Origin of the sequence: Kitasatospora sp. NPDC048715 (genome assembly GCF_043198905.1) — a bacterium.
GTDB lineage: Bacteria > Actinomycetota > Actinomycetes > Streptomycetales > Streptomycetaceae > Kitasatospora > Kitasatospora lactacystinica.
The window spans coordinates 154,678-172,722 of the sequence record NZ_JBICVH010000010.1; the positions used below are offsets into that span (position 1 = coordinate 154,678).

The following is an 18,045-nucleotide window of genomic DNA, read 5'->3' on the forward strand; positions in this document are numbered from 1 at the left end:
GGGCTCGGCGGGTTCAGTGGCCGAGCTGCTCGGAGATCCTCGCCAGCTGCTCCAGCCGCTTCTCCAGGCTGGGGTGGGTGGAGAACAGCTGCGAGGCGGCCTCCCGGGCGCTCAGCGCGGGGGCGAAGTAGAAGGCGTTGTACGGCTGCGCCTGGCGCAGGTCCTTGCTGGGGATGGCCGCGATCTGCCCGGTCACCTTGGTGAGCGCCGAGGCCAGGGCGCTGGGCCGGCCGGTGAGCTGGGCGGCGGCCCGGTCGGCGGCCAGTTCGCGGTAGCGGGAGAGCAGCCGGGTGAGCAGGAAGCTGATCGCGTAGACGACGATCGACACCAGCGGGATGATCAGCGCCAGGATGGCGGCGTTCTGGTCGTTGTTGTTGCGCCCGCCGCCCATGAACCCGCCGTACACGGCGATCCGGGTCATCGCCCCGGCGAGGACGCCGAGGAACCCGGCGATCGTCATCACCGCGACGTCCCGGTGGGCGACGTGCGACAGCTCGTGCGCGAGGACTCCCTCCAGCTCCTCCGGTTCCAGCCGGCGCAGCAGCCCGGTGGTCACGCAGATCACCGCGTTCTGCGGGTTGCGGCCGGTGGCGAAGGCGTTCGGCATGTCGTTGTCGGCGACCGCCACCCGCGGTTTGGGCATGTCGGCCAGGGCGCAGAGCCGGTCGACGGTGCCGTGGAGTTGGGGGAACTGTTCCGGGGACACCTGGCGGGCGCCCATCGCCCGTTCGGTGATCTTGTCGCTGAACCAGAACTGGGCCACGAACAGCCCGCCGGAGATCAGGACGATCAGTGGCCAGGCGCCGCGCAGCAGCGCGATCAGCAGGCCGGTGAAACCGACGTACAGCAACCCGATCACGAACATCGTCGCGACCATGCGGCCGGTCAGGCCGCGGTCGGGCGCGAAACGGGTGTGCTGGCCCGAGCTCGACATCGCTTGCTCCTCCGTTCGCCGTCGCTTTCGATGCTGCCACCCGGACGGCCTCCCGGCACCACCCCGGTGCCGGGAGGATCGAACCGCCGGGGCCCCGCGGGCCGTGTCCGGAACTGCGGGGAGGATCACGCCCCTCGGGCCGTTCCTGCCGTAGGACCCGGGCCTTACACTGGCAGGTACGGTTCTGGCACTCGTACGTTCAGAGTGCCAAGACCGGGGGCCTCCCGGAGCGGCCCGCAGCAGTGAGGGACACAGTCGGACAACGTGCGAAGACGGAGGTGCGTGCCCCATGGCCGGTGAGGTCCGCCAGCTGGACGAACGCAAGCTCGCCGTACTCCGCGCGATCGTGCAGGACTACGTGGGCACCGAGGAGCCGGTCGGCTCCAAGGCCCTGGTGGAACGGCACAACCTCGGGGTCTCGCCGGCGACCGTCCGCAACGACATGGCGGCGCTGGAGGAGGAGGGCTACATCCACCAGCCACACACCAGCGCCGGCCGCATCCCGACCGACAAGGGGTACCGCCTCTTCGTCGACAAGCTCGCCGAGATCAAGCCGATGAGCGCCCCCGAGCGCCGGGCCATCCGGCACTTCCTGGACGGCGCGGTCGACCTGGACGACGTGGTCGCCCGCACCGTGCGGCTGCTCGCCCAGCTGACCCGGCAGGTCGCGGTGGTGCAGTACCCCTCGCTGACGCGCTCCACCGTCCGGCACATCGAGCTGGTGGCGCTGGCCCCGGCCAAGGTGATGCTGGTACTGATCACCAACACCGGCCGGGTCGAGCAGCGGATGGTCGACTGCCCGGGCTCGGTCGGCGAGACGGTGCTGGCGGACCTGCGGGCCCGGATCAACGCGAGAGCCGCCGGCCGGCGCCTCCCGGAGGTCCCGGGGCTGCTGGAGGAACTGCCGGCGCTGTTCGAGCAGGCCGACCGGCCGACGGTCAGCACGGTCCTGGCGACCCTGTTCGAGACGCTCGCCGAGCAGAACGAGGAGCGGATCATGCTGGCCGGCACGGCCAACCTGACCCGCTTCGGGCACGACTTCCCGCTCACCATCCAGCCGGTGCTGGAGGCCCTGGAGGAGCAGGTCATCCTGCTCCGCCTCCTGGGTGAGACCGCGGACGCCGCGATGACGGTCCGGATCGGGCGGGAGAACGCCTATGAAGGGCTGAATTCCACCTCGATCGTTTCGGTCGGCTACGGTTCGGGCGACGAGAGCGTGGCGAAACTGGGTGTGATCGGTCCGACCCGGATGGACTACCCCGGCACAATGGGGGCGGTGCGAGCGGTGGCACGGTACGTGGGCCAGATCCTGGCCGAGTCCTAGCAAGGGCCACCGTTAGAATTTTTAACGGTGGCGTCCAGTCGCAGCACTACTACAGGCGGAACAAGCGGAGCATTTGGTGGCCACGGACTACTACGCGGTACTCGGCGTCCGACGGGATGCGGGGCAGGACGAGATCAAGAAGGCGTTCCGGCGCCTGGCACGCGAACTGCACCCGGACGTCAACCCGGACCCGAAGACGCAGGAGCGGTTCAAGGAGATCAACGCCGCCTACGAGGTGCTCTCCGACCCGCAGAAGCGTCAGGTCTACGACCTCGGCGGGGACCCGCTGTCCCCGGGCGGCGGCGGTGCCGGCGGCTTCGGCGCCGGCGCGGCGGGCTTCGGCTTCTCCGACATCATGGACGCCTTCTTCGGCGCCGCGGCCGGCCAGCGCGGCCCGCGCTCGCGCACCCGCCGCGGCCAGGACGCCATGATCCGGCTGGAGATCACCCTGGAGGAGGCCGCGTTCGGCACCACCAAGGAACTCCAGGTCGACACCGCCGTCACCTGCACCACCTGCAGCGGCGAGGGCGCGGCCCCCGGCACCTCGGCGCAGACCTGTGACATGTGCCGGGGCAAGGGCGAGGTCTCCCAGGTCACCCGGTCCTTCCTGGGCCAGGTCATGACCTCCCGCCCCTGCCCGCAGTGCCAGGGCTTCGGCACCGTCGTGCCGACCCCGTGCCCGGAGTGCGCCGGCGACGGCCGCGTGCGCGCCCGCCGCACCCTGACCGTCAAGATCCCGGCCGGCGTCGACAACGGCACCCGGATCCAGCTGGCCGGCGAGGGCGAGGTCGGCCCCGGCGGCGGCCCGGCCGGCGACCTGTACGTCGAGATCGCCGAGACCACCCACACCATCTTCCAGCGGCGCGGGGACGACCTGCACTGCACCGTCACCATCCCGATGACGGCGGCCTCGCTCGGCACCCGGGTGCCGCTGCAGACCCTGGACGGCCTGGAGGAGGTCGACATCCGGCCCGGCACCCAGTCCGGCCAGTCGATCCCGCTGCACGGCCGGGGCATCACCCACCTGCGCGGCGGCGGCCGGGGCGACCTGATAGTGCACGTCGAGGTGAAGACGCCCACCAAGCTCGACGCCGAGCAGGAGGAGCTGCTGCGCCGCCTCGCGGTGCTGCGCGGCGAGGAGCAGCCGTCCGGCCAGTTCGCGCCGGGCCAGCAGGGCCTGTTCTCCCGCCTGAAGGACGCCTTCAACGGCCGGTAGTCGTCCGCGGAGGGGTGCCGGGGGATCCCGGCACCCCTTCCGTGTTCCCGTCCCACTCCTGGAGGTTCCCCCGTCATGACCGCGCCCGTCTTCGTCGTCGAGACCGAGCGGATCGCCGCCGCCGTGCCCGGGGCCGTGGTGCGCCTGGACGGCCCGGAGGGGCGGCACGCGGCCGCGGTGAAGCGGCTGGAGCCGGGCGAGGCGGTCACCCTGGCCGACGGGCTGGGACTCGGGGTGGACGGCACGGTCGCCGAGGTGCTCGGCAAGGACGCGATCGACGTGACGGTCGCCGCCGTGCGCCGGGAGCCGGAGCCCGCGCCGCGGATCGTGGTCGTCCAGGCGCTGCCCAAGGGCGACCGCGGCGAGCTGGCCGTGGAGACGATGACCGAGGTCGGCGTGGACGTGGTGATCCCGTGGTCCGCCTCGCGCTGCATCACCCAGTGGAAGGGCGAGCGCGGCGCCAAGGCGCTCGCCAAGTGGCGGGCCACCGCCCGGGAGGCGGGCAAGCAGTCCCGCCGGCTGCGCTTCCCCGAGGTCCGCGAGCCGATGACCACCCGGCAGCTGGCGCCGGTGCTGGCGCGGGCCGCGTTCGCCGCCGTGCTGCACGAGGAGGGCGCCGAGCCGCTGGCGCACGCCGGACTGCCGGAGGGCGGGGACATCGTGCTGGTGGTTGGCCCCGAGGGCGGGGTCTCCCCGGAGGAGCTGGCCGCCTTCGCCGAGGCGGGCGCCAAGCCGTACCGGCTGGGCTCCTCGGTGCTGCGCACCTCGACCGCCGGGGTGGCCGCCGGCGCGCTGCTGCTCGGGCGCACCGGCCGCTGGTCGTGACGGCTGCCGTGCAGGCGGTCGGGGCGGCCCGCGGGGCGGTTCCCGGGAGGGCGTAACAGCCCTCTGCGGGCGGCGCCGGAAGTCTGGGAAAAACGGCGCGGATCGTACGCGCACCTGCTTAGGCTGGCCGGGTGACGGACTCCCTGAGCACCTCCTCGAACAGCTCGGCGGGCGCCTACCTGCGCCATCCCCACCTGCACGGCGACCTGGTCGCCTTCGTCGCCGAGGACGACCTCTGGCTCGCCCCGCTGGACGGCGGCCGGGCCTGGCGGCTGACGGCGGACCACCTGCCGGTCCACCACCCGAGGTTCTCCCCGGACGGGCGGCACCTCGCCTTCACCTCCACCCGGGACGGCGCGCCCGAGGTGCACGTGGTGCCGGTGGACGGCGGCCCGTCGCGCCGGCTCACCCACTGGGGCAGCCACCAGACCCGGGTGCTCGGCTGGACCGCCGACGGCCGCCCGATCGCCGCCACCGCCGCGGGCGAGGCCAGTTTCCGCCGCACCTGGGCGCACGCCGTGCCGCTGGACGGCGGCGAGCCGCAGCGGCTGCCGTACGGGCCGGTCGGCGGGCTCGCCTTCGAGCCGGGCGGGGACCGGGTGCTGCTGAGCAGCGTCAACGGTCGCGACCCGGCCTGGTGGAAGCGGTACCGGGGCGGGCGGGCCGGCAAGCTGTGGCTGGGCCGGGACGAGTTCGTCCGCGTCCACGCGGAGCTGGACGGGCAGCTGGACTCCCCGCTGTGGGTGGCCGGGCCGGGCGGGCGGGACGGCCGGATCGCCTTCCTGTCCGACCACGAGGGCGTCGGCGAGCTGTGGTCCAGCGGCCCGGACGGCACCGACCTGCGCCGCCACACCGCCGACCCGGACGGCTTCTACGCCCGCGGCGCCACCACCGACGGCACCCGGGTGGTCCTCCACCGGGCCGGCGACCTCTGGCTGCTGGACGACCTGGACGGTGTCGAGCCGCGCCGGCTGGACGTCCGCCTCGCCGGTCCGCGGGCCGGGCGCCGCCCCCGCCCGGTGCCCGCCGCGCACTGGCTGGACTCCGTCGCCCCCGACCGCACCGGCCGGGGCAGCGCCGTGGTGGTGCGCGGCAGCGTGCACTGGCTGACCCACCGCGAGGGCCCGGCCCGGGTGCTGGACGAGACCCCGGGCGTGCGCGGGCGGCTGGTCCGGGTGGTGCCGGGCGAGGACGGCGCCCAGGGCGTGCTGTGGGTGTCCGACGCCGAGGGCGAGGACGCCCTGGAGTTCGCCCCCGACCTGCACGGCGCCGAGCGCCGCCGGCTGGCCGCCGGGCAGCTCGGCCGGGTCAACTCGCTGGTGGTCTCCCCGGACGGCAAGCAGGCCGCGCTCGGCGTGCACGACGGCCGGGTGCTGCTGGTCTCGCTGGCCGACGGTGCCGTGCACGAGCTGGACCGCAGCGCCGACGGAGAGGCCGGCGGGCCGGCCTTCAGCCCGGACTCGGCCTGGCTGGCCTGGTCGCGCCCGGTGCGCGGGATGGGCCCCCACTCGCTGCGCCAGATCGTGCTGGCCAACCTGGCCACCCGGACGGTCGGCGAGGTCACCCAGCCGCGCTTCGTGGACACCTCGCCCTCCTTCACCGCGGACGGGCGCTACCTGGCCTTCCTGTCGGTGCGCAACTTCGACCCGGTCTACGACGCGCACGTCTTCGACCTGTCCTTCCCGAACGGCTGCCGCCCCTACCTGGTCACGCTGGCCGCCGACACGCCCTCCCCGTTCGGGCCGCAGCGGGCCGGGCGCCCGCTCGGCGGGGAGGAGGACGAGCCGAAGGCCCGGAAGGCGGACGGCGAGGAGGCGGCGGCCGACGCCGCGCCGGTGACCAGGGTGGACCTGGACGGCATCGCCGACCGGATCGTCCCCTTCCCGGTCGAGGGCGGCCGCTTCGAGGACCTGGCCGCCGCGAAGGACGGCGTGCTCTGGACCAGGGCCCCGCTGATGGGCGAACTCGGCGACGAGGCCGCCTCCTTGGACGACGACCGGCCCCGCCCGGTGCTGGAGCGCTTCGACCTGAGGAAGCGCCGGGTCGAGCAGCTGGTGCACGGCCTGGACGGCTTCTCGGTCAGCGCGGACGGCACCCGGGCGGCCGTGCTGGACGAGGGCGAGCTGCGGGTCGTCCCGGCCGACCACAAGGGCGGCGACGACGAGGAGACCACCGTCGACCTCGCCCGGCTGCGGGTGACCGTCGACCCGGCCGCCGAGTGGCGGCAGATGTACGCCGAGAACGGCCGGCTGATGCGGGACAACTTCTGGCGCCCCGACCTCTCCGGCGTCGACTGGGACGGGGTGCTGGAGCGCTACCGGCCGCTGGTCGAGCGGGTCGGCTCGCACGACGAACTGGTCGACCTGCTCTGGGAGGTGCACGGCGAACTGGGCACCTCGCACGCCTACGTGATGCCCTACGGCCGGTACACCGAGCCCGCCCGGCGCCAGGGCCTGCTCGGCGCCGACCTGGTCCGGGACGGCGAGCGGTGGCGGATCGCCCGGATCCTGCCCGGGGAGTCCTCCGACCCCAGGGCCCGCTCGCCGCTGGCCGCGCCCGGCGCGGCGGTCCGCCCGGGCGACGCGGTGCTGGCCGTCAACGGCCGCCCGGTGGACCCGGTCACCGGCCCGGCCCCGCTGCTGGCCGGCACGGCGGGCCAGCCGGTCGAGCTGACCGTGGCCGGGAAGGACGGCACCGACCGGCGCCACCCGGTGGTCGTCCCGCTCGCCGACGAGGAGGCGCTGCGCTACCACGACTGGGTGGCCGGGCGGCGGGCCGCGGTGCGCGAGCTGTCCGGCGGGCGGCTGGGCTACCTGCACCTGCCCGACATGCAGACGGCCGGCTGGGCCCAGCTGCACCGCGACCTGAGCAGCGAGATGGCCAGGGAGGGCCTGGTCGTCGACGTCCGGGGCAACCGGGGCGGCCACACCTCGCAGCTGGTGATCGAGAAGCTGGCCCGCCGGATCATCGGCTGGGACGTCATCCGGGACACCGACCACCCGGTGCCCTACCCGGCGGACGCCCCGCGCGGTCCGGTGGTCGCGCTCGCCGACGAGTTCACCGGCTCGGACGGCGACGTGGTCAACGCCGCCGTCCAGGCGCTCGGCATCGGCCCGGTGGTCGGCACCCGCACCTGGGGCGGGGTGATCGGCATCGACAGCCGCTACCGGCTGGTCGACGGCACCCTGGTCACCCAGCCCAAGTACGCGCTCTGGCTGGAGAACTACGGCTGGGGCCTGGAGAACCACGGCGTCGACCCGGACGTCGAGGTGCCGTTCGCCCCGCACCACTGGGCGGCCGGCGAGGACCCCCAGCTGGCCGAGGGCGTCCGGCTCGCCCTGGAGCGGCTCGCCGAGACCCCGGCCCGTACGGCGCCGCCGCTGCCCTGGCGGTAGCGGGGCGCCGTCCTCGGAGCGGGAGGCCGTACCGGCCGGCTTCCCGCTCCGGGGCGCGGGGGCGTGGGTAGGATGCGGGGCTGTTTCTTGATCCACAGCTCACGGGGGAACCACATGGCGCAGGGCTACCCGCCGCCGCAGTACGGCCAGAATCCTTACGCACAGCAGCCGCAGCCCCATCCGCCGGTGCAGCCCTACCAGCAGCCGCCGGCACAGCCTTACCCGCCGCAGCCGTACCCGCCGCAGGGGTACGCCGCGCCGCAGCCGTACCCGCCGGCACAGCCGTACCAGCAGCCGTACCCGCCGCAGGGACAAGCCCCGCAGGCGTACCCGCAGCCGTACCCGGACCCGTACCCGCGGAGCGAGCAGCCGCGGCGGGCGCTGCCGCCCTGCCCCAAGGAGGCGGGCGGCGGCCGGCGGTTCCTGGCGATCGTGCTGGACTGGCTGTTCGCGATCGGCCTCGGCTTCGTCGCCGCCAACGCCGCGAGCCGCCCGAGGACCGGGCACGCGGCCGGCCACGCCGTGCAGAGCGGACCGGTGGTGCCGTACTTCGTGGCGCTGCTGGCCGTCGGCCTGGCCGCGTCCTTCCTCAACCAGGTGGTGCTCGCCCGGCTGACCGGCTTCAGCGTCGGCAAGGGGGTCATGGCGATGCGGGTGGTGCGCCGCAAGGGCGTGATGCGGCCCAACACCTGGCGGCTCACCAGGCGCTGGCTGATCGGTTTCGTCATCCTCGCGGTCTCCTTCCTCACCGAGGACTTCGACACGGACGAGGGCGACGTCGTCGGCATGCGCTCGGTGCGCTGGAAGCACCTCCAGGAGTACCAGCAGGCCGTCGCCCCGCTCGGCTAGGCTGCGCCCGTACGGCCCCACCACCCGACGTACCGATCCCGAGGAGGGAACCATGGCCGGCGAGCCGCAGCCCGACTGCCTGTTCTGCAAGATCGTGGCGGGCGAGATCCCGGCGACCGTGGTGCGCAAGACCGAGCGCACCCTCGCCTTCCGCGACATCGCCCCCAAGGCGCCCGTGCACGTGCTGGTGGTCCCGCACGCGCACTACCCGAACGCGGCCGCGCTGGCCGCCGCCGAGCCGGAGATCGCCGGCGAACTGCTCGCCGAGGCGGGCGCGGTGGCCAGGGACGAGGGCATCGAGGACTACCGGCTGATCTTCAACACCGGTGCGGGCGCCGGACAGACCGTCTTCCACGCGCACGTCCACGTGCTCGGCGGGGCGAAGATGACCGAGAGCATGGTCTGACCGCAGGTGTCCCAGCGCGAACTCGTCGTCCTCGGCACCGCCAGCCAGGTGCCCACCCGGCACCGCAACCACAACGGCTACCTGCTGCGTTGGGACGGCGAGGGCCTGCTGTTCGACCCCGGTGAGGGCACCCAGCGCCAGATGCTGCACGCCGGGGTCACGGCCACCCAGATCACCCGGATCGCCGTCACCCACTTCCACGGGGACCACTGCCTGGGCCTCGCCGGGGTGATCCAGCGGATCAACCTCGACCGGGTCCCGCACCCCGTCGACGTCTACTTCCCGGCCTCCGGCGAGGTCTACTTCGAGCGGCTGCGGCACTCCACCGCCTACCACGAGACGGCCGTGCTGCGGCCCCGGCCGATCGACGAGCCCGGTCCGCTGCCCGCGCCCGGCGCCCGCTTCGCGCTGGACGCCGTCCGGCTGGACCACCCGGTGGAGTCCTTCGGCTACCGGCTGTCCGAGCCGGACGGCCGCCGGCTGGTGCCGCAGCGACTCGCCGCGCTCGGCGTGCGCGGCCCGGCGGTCGGCCGGCTCCAGCACGAGGGCGCGATCGAGGTGGACGGCCGCACCGTCACGCTGGGCGAGGTCAGCGAGCCGCGGCCGGGCCAGAAGTTCGCCTTCGTGATGGACACCCGGCTGTGCGAGGGCGTGCACACCCTCGCCGAGGGCGCCGACCTGCTGGTCGTCGAGGCGACCTTCACCGACGCCGACGCCCGCCTCGCGGAGGAGCACGGCCACCTCACCGCCGGGCAGGCCGCCAAGGTCGCCGCCGAGGCCGGGGTGCGCACCCTGGTGCTGACCCACTTCTCGCAGCGCTACCCGGACCTCGGCCAGCACCTGGCCGACGCCCGCAAGCACTTCGACGGGGAACTGGTGCTGGCCGCCGACCTCGACCGGGTGCCCGTCCCGGCCCGCCGCCCGTCGTGACCGGCCCGGGAACGCCGAGCCGCGGCCGACGGGAAAAATACGCTCGCATCGGCCTCCGATCTGCCGCAGCATCGTCGGGTGCGGCCCCGCCGCCCGCCACGGCGATCACGCTCGCGGCGTACCCTGGTGCCCCGGAGACACCGAGCGGCACCCGAGACCACGGATGGGATGAGGCAGGCCCCAGCGCCGACCTATGAGTGACACATCGCAGACCCGTACCAACGGACAGTCGCGCACCGAACCGGCCGACGACGGCCGCGTCAGCGCCCGGATCGTCATCCCCGAGAAGCACCCGATGGTCACCCTGCTCGGCACCGCGGACTCGCTGCTGCGCGTGATCGAGCAGGGCTTCCCCGCCGCCGACATCCACGTCCGCGGCAACGAGGTGACCGCCACCGGAGCCCGGGCCGACGTCGCCCTCGTGCAGCGGCTCTTCAACGAGATGATGCTGGTGCTGCGCACCGGCCAGCCCCTGACGGAGGACTCCGTGGAGCGCTCCATCGCCATGCTCCGCAGCCAGGAACAGGACCCGGACAGCCCGGCGCCCTCCCAGGTGTTCACCGCGAACATCCTGTCCAACCGGGGCCGCACGATCCGCCCGAAGACCCTCAACCAGCAGCGCTACGTCGACGCGATCGACAAGCACACGATCGTCTTCGGCCTCGGCCCGGCCGGCACCGGCAAGACCTACCTGGCGATGGCCAAGGCCGTCCAGGCCCTCCAGGCCAAGGAGGTCAACCGGATCATCCTGACCCGCCCGGCGGTCGAGGCGGGGGAGCGGCTGGGCTTCCTGCCCGGCACCCTCTACGAGAAGATCGACCCGTACCTGCGCCCGCTGTACGACGCGCTGCACGACATGATGGACCCGGACTCCATCCCGCGCCTGATGGCGGCCGGCACCATCGAGGTCGCCCCGCTCGCGTACATGCGCGGCCGCACCCTCAACGACGCCTTCATCATCCTCGACGAGGCCCAGAACACCTCGCCCGAGCAGATGAAGATGTTCCTCACCCGCCTCGGGTTCAACTCCCGGGTGGTGGTCACCGGCGACACCAGCCAGATCGACCTCCCGGGCGGCACCCGCAGCGGACTCAAGGTCGTCCAGGAGATCCTGGCCGACGTGCCCGACATCCACTTCTCCGTCCTCACCAGCACCGACGTGGTCCGCCACAAGCTGGTCGGCCGGATCGTGGACGCCTACGAGCGCTGGGACGCCCGGCAGGAGGCCGAGGACGGCTCCCCGGCTCCCCGCAAGCCCGCCCAGCGGCGCCCCGGCAAGGCCACCGCGCCCCGCGCTCCCCGACAGTCCCATCGCACCGAAAGCTGAGCACACAGCCCGTCATGTCGATCGACATCGCCAACGAGTCCGGTTGGGAAGCCGACGAGGAGTCCATCCTCGACGTCGCCCGCTTCGCCCTGGACAAGATGCGGATCCACCCGCAGTCAGAACTGTCCGTGATCCTGGTGGACAGTGCGGCGATGGAGGAGCTGCACATCCAGTGGATGGACCTGCCCGGGCCCACCGACGTGATGTCCTTCCCGATGGACGAGCTGCGTCCCGGCAAGGAGGGCGAGGAGCTGCCGCAGGGCCTGCTCGGCGACATCGTGCTCTGCCCCGAGGTCGCCGAGCAGCAGGGCCAGGCCGCCCCCTCCAAGCACTCGATGGACGAGGAGCTGCAACTGCTCACCGTGCACGGGGTGCTGCACGTCCTCGGCTACGACCACGAGGAGCCGGAGGAGGAGGAGGAGATGTTCGCCCTCCAGAAGCGCATCCTGGACGACTGGCGGGCGGGCCGCGGCCTCGGCGGCATCTCCCCGGCCCCCACCACCCACTGAGCGCGGAGCCCGAACCCCTGTGAGTGGTGAGAGTACGAGCTTCATCCTCGGTGCCGTGCTGCTCGTCGTGCTCGGCTGGCTGGCCGCGTGCGCCGAGGCGGGCATCTCCCGGGTCTCCCGGTTCCGGGCGGAGGAGGCGGTGCGCAGCGGCCGGCGCGGCTCCGCGCGGCTGCTGACCGTCGCCTCCGACCCGATCCGCTACCTCAACCTGGCCACCCTGATCCGGGTGGCCAGCGAGATGGCGGCGGCCGTCCTGGTCACCGTGGTGTGCGTGCGCAACGTCAGCCCGACCTGGCAGGCCGTGCTGCTGGCGTTCGGCGTGATGGTGCTGGTGTCCTTCGTCGCGGTGGGGGTCTCGCCGCGCACGATCGGGCGCCAGCACCCGATCACCACCGCGACCGCGGCCTCCTTCGTGCTGCTGCCGCTGGCCGCGGTGCTGGGCCCGATCCCGCGGCTGCTGATCCTGCTCGGCAACGCGCTGACCCCGGGCAAGGGCTACCGGGAGGGTCCGTTCGCCTCGGAGGCGGAGCTGCGGGCCCTGGTGGACCTCGCCGGGAAGGACGACCTGATCGAGGACGAGGAGCGCCGGATGGTGCACTCGGTCTTCGAGCTGGGCGACACCATCGTGCGCGAGGTGATGGTGCCGCGCACCGACCTGGTGATGATCGAGCGGCACAAGACCGTCCGGCAGGCGCTCACCCTGGCGCTGCGCTCCGGCTTCTCGCGCATCCCGGTGGTCGGCGACAACGAGGACGACGTGGTCGGCATCGTCTACCTCAAGGACCTGGTGCGGCGCACCCACATCAACCGGGACGCGGAGTCCGAGGAGGTCGGCGCGGTGATGCGCCCGGCCGTCTTCGTCCCCGACTCCAAGCCGGCCGGCGACCTGCTGCGCGAGATGCAGCAGCGCCGCTCGCACGTGGCGATCGTGATCGACGAGTACGGCGGCACGGCCGGGCTGGTCACCATCGAGGACATCCTGGAGGAGATCGTCGGCGAGATCACCGACGAGTACGACCGGGAGATCGCCCCGGTGGAGGACCTCGGCGACGGCTCGTACCGGATCACCGCCCGGCTGCTGGTGGAGGACCTGGGCGAGCTGTTCGGCATCGAGCTGGAGGACGAGGACGTCGAGACCGTCGGCGGCCTGCTGGCCAAGCACCTGGGCCGGGTGCCGATCCCCGGCTCCTCCTGCGAGATCCCGCTGCCCGAGCCGGTCGGGGGCGGCCTGACCGGCATCCTGCTGACCGCCGAGTCCTCGGCCGGCCGCCGCAACCGGATCGGCTCCATGGTCGCCGCCCCCGTCCGCCGCACCGAGGACGCCGGGGCTCCGGCGGGCGAGTAGCGGGCGGGCGGTCGCCGAGCGACCATGGAGGGCATGACGCACAAACTTCGCGCGGAGTACGGCCCGCAGGGGGCGGCCGGCGGAGTCAAGTCCTGGCACGTGGTGCGGGACGAGGACCTGTCGGTGGCGCTCTGCGGCCGGGACATGCCCGACGACGCCGAGACGCGGCCCGAGGAGGAGTGGGGCACCGGGCTTCGCTGCTGCCAGCAGTGCGGCTCGCTCTACATGCACGAGACCCCGCACATGGAGAAGCTCCATCCCTACAGCTAGACCATGGCCGAGCTCTGGAGGTCGCCATGAAGCTGCAAGACACGCTGAAGCCCGTCGACCGCCGTCTCGCCATGGTGTGGCGGATCGGGGCGGGGGCCGGGGGGATCTTCCTGATCGTGTTCGGGAGCCTGGGGCTGGCCGACCACCCCGGTTTCCTGTCCACCCACGGCGACCAGGTCGCCGGGCTGTCGACCAACGGGGCGCTGAGCATCCTGTCCATCGTGGCAGGCGCGGTCCTGCTGGTGGGGGCGGTGATCGGGGGGAACTTCGCGTCCAACCTCAACATGGCGGTGGGCGTGCTGTTCGTCCTGTCCGGTTTCTACGGCCTGACGGTGCTGGAGCGGCCGGAGGCGAACATCCTCAACTTCCGGATGTCGAACGTGCTGTTCGCGTTCATCTTCGGGATCGTCCTGACGACCTTCGGGATGTACGGCCGGGTGAGCAGCCACCTGCCGCACGACAACCCGTTCTGGCGCGAGCGCATCGGGCGTGAGGAGCCGATGCCGTCCGGGCCGAAGACCTTCGTCAAGGTCCTGCACCCGAACCCGGGGCCGACCCACCCGGTCGGCCACTGAGCGGCGCCGGGTGCCTATGCTCGGCGGCATGAGTGACATCGTCGAGCTCGACCCCGAAGACAAGAAGATCATCACCCTGGCCCGCTCGGCCCGCGCCCGCAACGGCGTCGCCGAGGGGGCCGCGGTGCGTGACGAGACCGGACGCACCTACGTGGCCGGGACGGTCGCGCTGGAGTCGCTGCGGCTGAGCGCCCTCCAGGCGGCGGTGGCGATGGCGGTGGCCAGCGGCGCCAGGTCGCTGGAGGCGGCGGCCGTGGTGAGCGAGGCGGAGCAGCCGGCCGAGGCGGACCTGGCGGCCGTGCGGGACCTGGGCGGGGCCGGGACGCCGGTGCTGCTGGCCGGGCCGGACGGGGCGCTGCGGGTGTCCGCCGAGGCTCGCTGAGGCCCGGCGGGGCCCGCCGGGAGGCCCGGTGGGAGGCCTGGGCGGGGCCGCCGGGGCCCGTGCCCCGGGCCTTCGGCGGCCGTGCCGAGGGGCATGGTCCCGGCCCACGCCCGGCAGATAATCTCACCGGGGGAGTGGATGCGCTGGGGGGGCTGGGGCATGGGGGCGGTGGCGTTCTTCGCCGGGCTGCTGCTGTTCGTGATGGGGCTGGGCAAGTGGCAGGAGACCAAGTCGGAGCTCTGGCTCTTCGGCTCGCTCGGCTTCCTGCTGGTGCTGGTGGTGGTCTCGCTGATCCCCACCGACGGCAAGGGCGGGAAGAGCGGGAAGAAGGGCTGAACGCGCCCCCGAAGACCCCCGGGGGTGGGCCCGGACGGCGGGGCTCCGGTGATCAGGGAGAATGGAGCCCATGAATGCCCCTTCCTCCTCGTACCGCTCCGGGTTCGCGTGCTTCGTCGGCCGGCCCAACGCGGGCAAGTCGACCCTGACCAACGCCCTGGTGGGGACGAAGGTCGCGATCACCTCCGACCGCCCGCAGACCACCCGGCACACCGTGCGCGGCATCGTGCACCGCCCGGACGCCCAGCTCGTCCTGGTCGACACCCCCGGCCTGCACAAGCCGCGCACCCTGCTCGGCGAACGCCTCAACGACCTGGTCCGCACCACCTGGGCCGAGGTCGACGTGATCGGCTTCTGCCTGCCCGCCGACCAGAAGATCGGCCCCGGCGACAAGTTCATCGCCAAGGAGATCGCCGGGATCAAGAAGACCCCGAAGGTCGCCATCGTCACCAAGACCGACCTGGTCGACTCCAAGCGCCTGGCCGAGCAGCTGATCGCCATCCACCAGCTCGGCATCGAGCTGGGCTTCGAGTGGGCCGAGATCATCCCGGTCTCCGCCGTGGGCGACAAGCAGGTGGAACTGGTCGCCGACCTTCTCACCAAGCTGCTGCCGGAGGGCGACCAGCTCTACCCGGAGGGCGACCTCACCGACGAGCCCGAGCAGATCATGGTCGCCGAGCTGATCCGCGAGGCCGCGCTGGAGGGCGTGCGCGACGAACTGCCGCACTCGCTGGCCGTGGTGGTCGAGGAGATGCTGCCGCGCGAGGGCCGCCCGGCGGACCGCCCGCTGCTGGACATCCACGCCAACGTCTACATCGAGCGGCAGAGCCAGAAGGCGATCGTGATCGGCGCGAAGGGCTCGCGGCTCAAGCACGTCGGCACCACCGCCCGCAAGCACATCGAGGCGCTGCTCGGCACGCCGGTCTACCTGGACCTGCACGTCAAGGTCGCCAAGGACTGGCAGCGCGACCCCAAGCAGCTGCGCAAGCTCGGCTTCTGAGTCCGGGGCTCCGGACCGGCGGGTTCGAGCCACCGGGAGGCCCGGGGCCCGTTCGGACGTTGTGCGTCCGGGCGGGCCCTCGTCGTGGTCCGGCCGTACGCGACGTCAGAAGGGGCACAGCGCGATGAAGTTGCACATCCGGGAGTGGGGCCGTGGGGACCGGCTGGCCGTGCTGGTGCACGGCATCATGTCCGACCACCGCACCTGGCGGCTGATCGGTCCGGCGCTGGCCGAGCGGGGCTACCGGGTTCTCGCGGTGGACCTGCGCGGGCACGGGCGCAGCCCGCGCGGCACCGGCGGGAGCCCGCTGGAGCGCTACCCCCTGGAGGCGTACTCCGACGACCTGGTGGAGAACCTGCCGACCGGCGTCGAGCTCGCGATCGGCCACTCGCTGGGCGGCATCGCGCTGGCGGGCGCGGTCGAACGGCTGGAGCCGGCCCGCGCGGTGTACGTCGATCCGGCCTGGCGGTTCGCCCAGACCGGGATGGACCCGCGGGTGATGGCGGAGCTGAGGCACCTCACCCGGGAGCAGATCGTCGCGCTCAGCCCGAGCTGGGAGCCGGACGACGTGGACGCCGAACTCGCCGCCGCGGCGGCCTGGGACGAGGACTCGGCGTGGGCCCTGGCCGACCAGCGCTCGGACCTGCCGACCCGGCCGGCGGTGCCCTCGCTGGCGGTGCTGGCCGACCGCAGCCTGCTGGTGGACGCGTCCAGCGCCCGGGCGCTGAGCGCCCGGGGCTTCGAGGTGCGCACCGTGCCCGGCACGGGCCACACCGTCCACCGGGACGACCCGGCCGGCTTCCTGGCCGCGCTCGACGGCTGGCTCTGACCCTCCCGGGCGGCCGGGTCCTCCGCGCTCTGCGGGCGGGCCCTGCCGCGCGACCCCGGTGCTACGCGCCCTCGCGCAGCACCAGGGAGATCAGCTCGCGCTGGGAGTCGGTGAGCTTCGGGTCGGCGCAGTACACCGACCGGCCGTCGACGGTGATCTCGTAGTGGAAGCCGTCCGGCACCCCGTACGAGGGCGCGCGCAGCCCGCCCGCGACGGCCTCGCGGGCGAGCGCGTGCACGTGCGGGGCGTCCGTGCGGTCGGCGGTGTCGATCTCCGCCTGGCGGACGAGCCCCGCGAAACCGCCGGTCCGGGTCACCTGGATACGCATGGTGTCCATGGTGCTACGCAGGGAGGGGGTTTGCCGGGCTTTTCCCGGACCGTGACCTTAAGCCCGCCTCAACCCGGTCTCAACCACCCTTCAGTCACGCTCCGGTGGCTCCGGACGGGCTCCTGGGGCTCCGGGCGAGCCCCGCGGGCCGCGCCCCCGGAGGGTCACCCCGGGCTGACCCCGACCTGCGCCCAGGAGGCCGTGACGGTGTCCACGACCGACCGGTCGTCGGGGTAGCGGGCCTTGGCGGCGGCCACGGTGGCCCGGGCGAAGGCGGTGAAGTCGGCGTCGGCGGGCAGCGTGCGCCCGGTCAGCGCGTCGTACCAGATCCGCCCCGCGCGCTCCCAGGCCGAGCCGCCGAGCGCGGTGGCCAGCAGGTAGAACGCGTGGTTGGGGATGCCGGAGTTGATGTGCACCCCGCCGTTGTCCTGGGAGGTGTTCACGTAGTCCCGCATGTGCGCGGGCTGCGGGTCCTTGCCCAGCTGCGGGTCGTCGTAGGCGGTGCCGGGCGCCTTCATCGAGCGCAGCGCCACGCCCTGCACGCCCGGGGCGAGCAGCCCGGCGCCGATCAGCCAGTCGGCGTCGGCGGCGCTCTGGTGCAGCGAGTACTGCTTGACCAGCGAGCCGAAGACGTCGGAGACCGACTCGTTGAGCGCGCCGGGCTGGTCCTGGTAGTCCAGCCCGGCGGTGAACTGGGTGACGCCGTGGGTGAGTTCGTGGCCGATGACGTCGATGCAGGCGGTGAAGTCGCCGAACACCACGTTGTCGCCGTCGCCGAACACCATCTGGTGGCCGTTCCAGAAGGCGTTGTCGTAGTTGCGGCCGTAGTGGACGCTGGCGTCCAGCCGCAGGTTCCGGTCGTCGATCGAGTGCCGGCCGAAGACGTCGGCGTAGAGCGCGAAGGTGGCGCCGAGGCCGTCGTAGGCGTGGTTGACGGAGCTGTCGGAGGACGCGCCGCGGCCCTCGGTGCGGACGCTGCGCCCGGGCAGCCGCTGGCCGTGTCCGGCGTCGTAGATCACCCGGTTGAGGCCCGGGGTGGCGGCGACGGGCGGGGGCGGGGAGAGTCGGGCCGCGCGGTGCTCCGCGTCGAGGGCCAGGGAGTGGACGGCGGGCTCGTGACCGGCCTCGGCGAGGCGGTCCAGGACGTACGGCGGGACGATCGTGCAGATCGGTACTGCTGCAGTCATGTGGCCCAGGGTGAGGCCTCGATGACCGGTTGTCACCACCTTCGGCATGACCGGCCGACGTCTCAAGGGGTGGAACGG

General features: G+C 73.3%; 19 protein-coding genes. 16 read left to right on the plus strand and 3 right to left on the minus strand.

Going from position 1 to position 18,045, the window contains the following annotated elements:
• Positions 1–13 precede the first annotated feature (13 nt).
• On the minus strand, positions 14–934 hold the full coding sequence (gene htpX, locus ACGFSC_RS20165) for a zinc metalloprotease HtpX (RefSeq protein ID WP_359903055.1): 921 nt from the start codon (positions 932–934) through the stop codon (positions 14–16).
• A gap of 289 nt (positions 935–1,223) precedes the next feature.
• Here htpX and hrcA point away from each other — a divergent pair, with 289 nt between their 5' ends.
• From hrcA to ACGFSC_RS20245, 16 genes are all read left to right on the plus strand, one after another.
• Entirely contained in the window at positions 1,224–2,258 is a 1,035-nt protein-coding gene (gene hrcA, locus ACGFSC_RS20170) for a heat-inducible transcriptional repressor HrcA (protein ID WP_359903053.1), read from the plus strand.
• A gap of 76 nt (positions 2,259–2,334) precedes the next feature.
• Positions 2,335–3,474, plus strand: a complete 1,140-nt coding sequence (gene dnaJ / locus ACGFSC_RS20175; RefSeq protein ID WP_359903050.1) for a molecular chaperone DnaJ — start codon at positions 2,335–2,337, stop codon at positions 3,472–3,474.
• 75 nt (positions 3,475–3,549) lie between these two features.
• The gene (locus ACGFSC_RS20180) at positions 3,550–4,299 is read left to right on the plus strand and encodes a 16S rRNA (uracil(1498)-N(3))-methyltransferase (protein ID WP_359903047.1); all 750 of its coding nucleotides are present in this window, start codon (positions 3,550–3,552) and stop codon (positions 4,297–4,299) included.
• 131 nt (positions 4,300–4,430) lie between these two features.
• Entirely contained in the window at positions 4,431–7,694 is a 3,264-nt protein-coding gene (locus tag ACGFSC_RS20185) for a PDZ domain-containing protein (protein WP_359903044.1), read from the plus strand.
• Positions 7,695–7,808: 114 nt separating this feature from the next.
• Complete coding sequence (locus ACGFSC_RS20190) at positions 7,809–8,543, plus strand: RDD family protein (RefSeq protein ID WP_359903041.1); 735 nt, start codon at positions 7,809–7,811, stop codon at positions 8,541–8,543.
• Positions 8,544–8,595: 52 nt separating this feature from the next.
• Positions 8,596–8,949 (plus strand): histidine triad nucleotide-binding protein, encoded by a 354-nt coding sequence (locus ACGFSC_RS20195; protein WP_359903038.1) that lies wholly within the window; start codon positions 8,596–8,598, stop codon positions 8,947–8,949.
• 6 nt (positions 8,950–8,955) lie between these two features.
• Positions 8,956–9,879 (plus strand): ribonuclease Z, encoded by a 924-nt coding sequence (locus tag ACGFSC_RS20200; protein ID WP_359903035.1) that lies wholly within the window; start codon positions 8,956–8,958, stop codon positions 9,877–9,879.
• A 295-nt stretch (positions 9,880–10,174) separates the two neighbouring features.
• A complete protein-coding gene (locus ACGFSC_RS20205; RefSeq protein ID WP_359903100.1) occupies positions 10,175–11,206 on the plus strand; it encodes a PhoH family protein in 1,032 nt (343 codons plus the stop codon).
• Positions 11,207–11,220: 14 nt separating this feature from the next.
• Positions 11,221–11,715, plus strand: a complete 495-nt coding sequence (gene ybeY / locus ACGFSC_RS20210; protein WP_359903032.1) for an rRNA maturation RNase YbeY — start codon at positions 11,221–11,223, stop codon at positions 11,713–11,715.
• Between the two features lie 19 nt (positions 11,716–11,734).
• On the plus strand, positions 11,735–13,060 hold the full coding sequence (locus ACGFSC_RS20215; RefSeq protein ID WP_359903029.1) for a hemolysin family protein: 1,326 nt from the start codon (positions 11,735–11,737) through the stop codon (positions 13,058–13,060).
• 33 nt (positions 13,061–13,093) lie between these two features.
• Positions 13,094–13,330, plus strand: coding sequence for a hypothetical protein (locus tag ACGFSC_RS20220; RefSeq protein WP_359903026.1), 237 nt, complete (start codon positions 13,094–13,096; stop codon positions 13,328–13,330).
• 26 nt (positions 13,331–13,356) lie between these two features.
• Positions 13,357–13,905, plus strand: coding sequence for a DUF4383 domain-containing protein (locus tag ACGFSC_RS20225; RefSeq protein ID WP_359903023.1), 549 nt, complete (start codon positions 13,357–13,359; stop codon positions 13,903–13,905).
• Positions 13,906–13,933: 28 nt separating this feature from the next.
• The gene (locus tag ACGFSC_RS20230) at positions 13,934–14,287 is read left to right on the plus strand and encodes a cytidine deaminase (protein WP_359903020.1); all 354 of its coding nucleotides are present in this window, start codon (positions 13,934–13,936) and stop codon (positions 14,285–14,287) included.
• 138 nt (positions 14,288–14,425) lie between these two features.
• Positions 14,426–14,623 carry a hypothetical protein gene (locus tag ACGFSC_RS20235; RefSeq protein WP_359903017.1) on the plus strand — a complete coding sequence of 66 codons (198 nt, stop codon included), beginning with the start codon at positions 14,426–14,428 and terminating at the stop codon, positions 14,621–14,623.
• Between the two features lie 70 nt (positions 14,624–14,693).
• Positions 14,694–15,623: a GTPase Era gene (gene era / locus ACGFSC_RS20240; RefSeq protein WP_316521324.1), complete on the plus strand. Its 930-nt coding sequence runs from the start codon at positions 14,694–14,696 to the stop codon at positions 15,621–15,623.
• 124 nt (positions 15,624–15,747) lie between these two features.
• Entirely contained in the window at positions 15,748–16,452 is a 705-nt protein-coding gene (locus ACGFSC_RS20245) for an alpha/beta hydrolase (RefSeq protein ID WP_359903013.1), read from the plus strand.
• Positions 16,453–16,513: 61 nt separating this feature from the next.
• Here ACGFSC_RS20245 and ACGFSC_RS20250 read toward each other — a convergent pair whose 3' ends face one another.
• Positions 16,514–16,780 carry a protealysin inhibitor emfourin gene (locus ACGFSC_RS20250; RefSeq protein WP_359903011.1) on the minus strand — a complete coding sequence of 89 codons (267 nt, stop codon included), beginning with the start codon at positions 16,778–16,780 and terminating at the stop codon, positions 16,514–16,516.
• Between the two features lie 164 nt (positions 16,781–16,944).
• Positions 16,945–17,967: a M4 family metallopeptidase gene (locus ACGFSC_RS20255; RefSeq protein WP_359903008.1), complete on the minus strand. Its 1,023-nt coding sequence runs from the start codon at positions 17,965–17,967 to the stop codon at positions 16,945–16,947.
• Positions 17,968–18,045 lie beyond the last annotated feature (78 nt).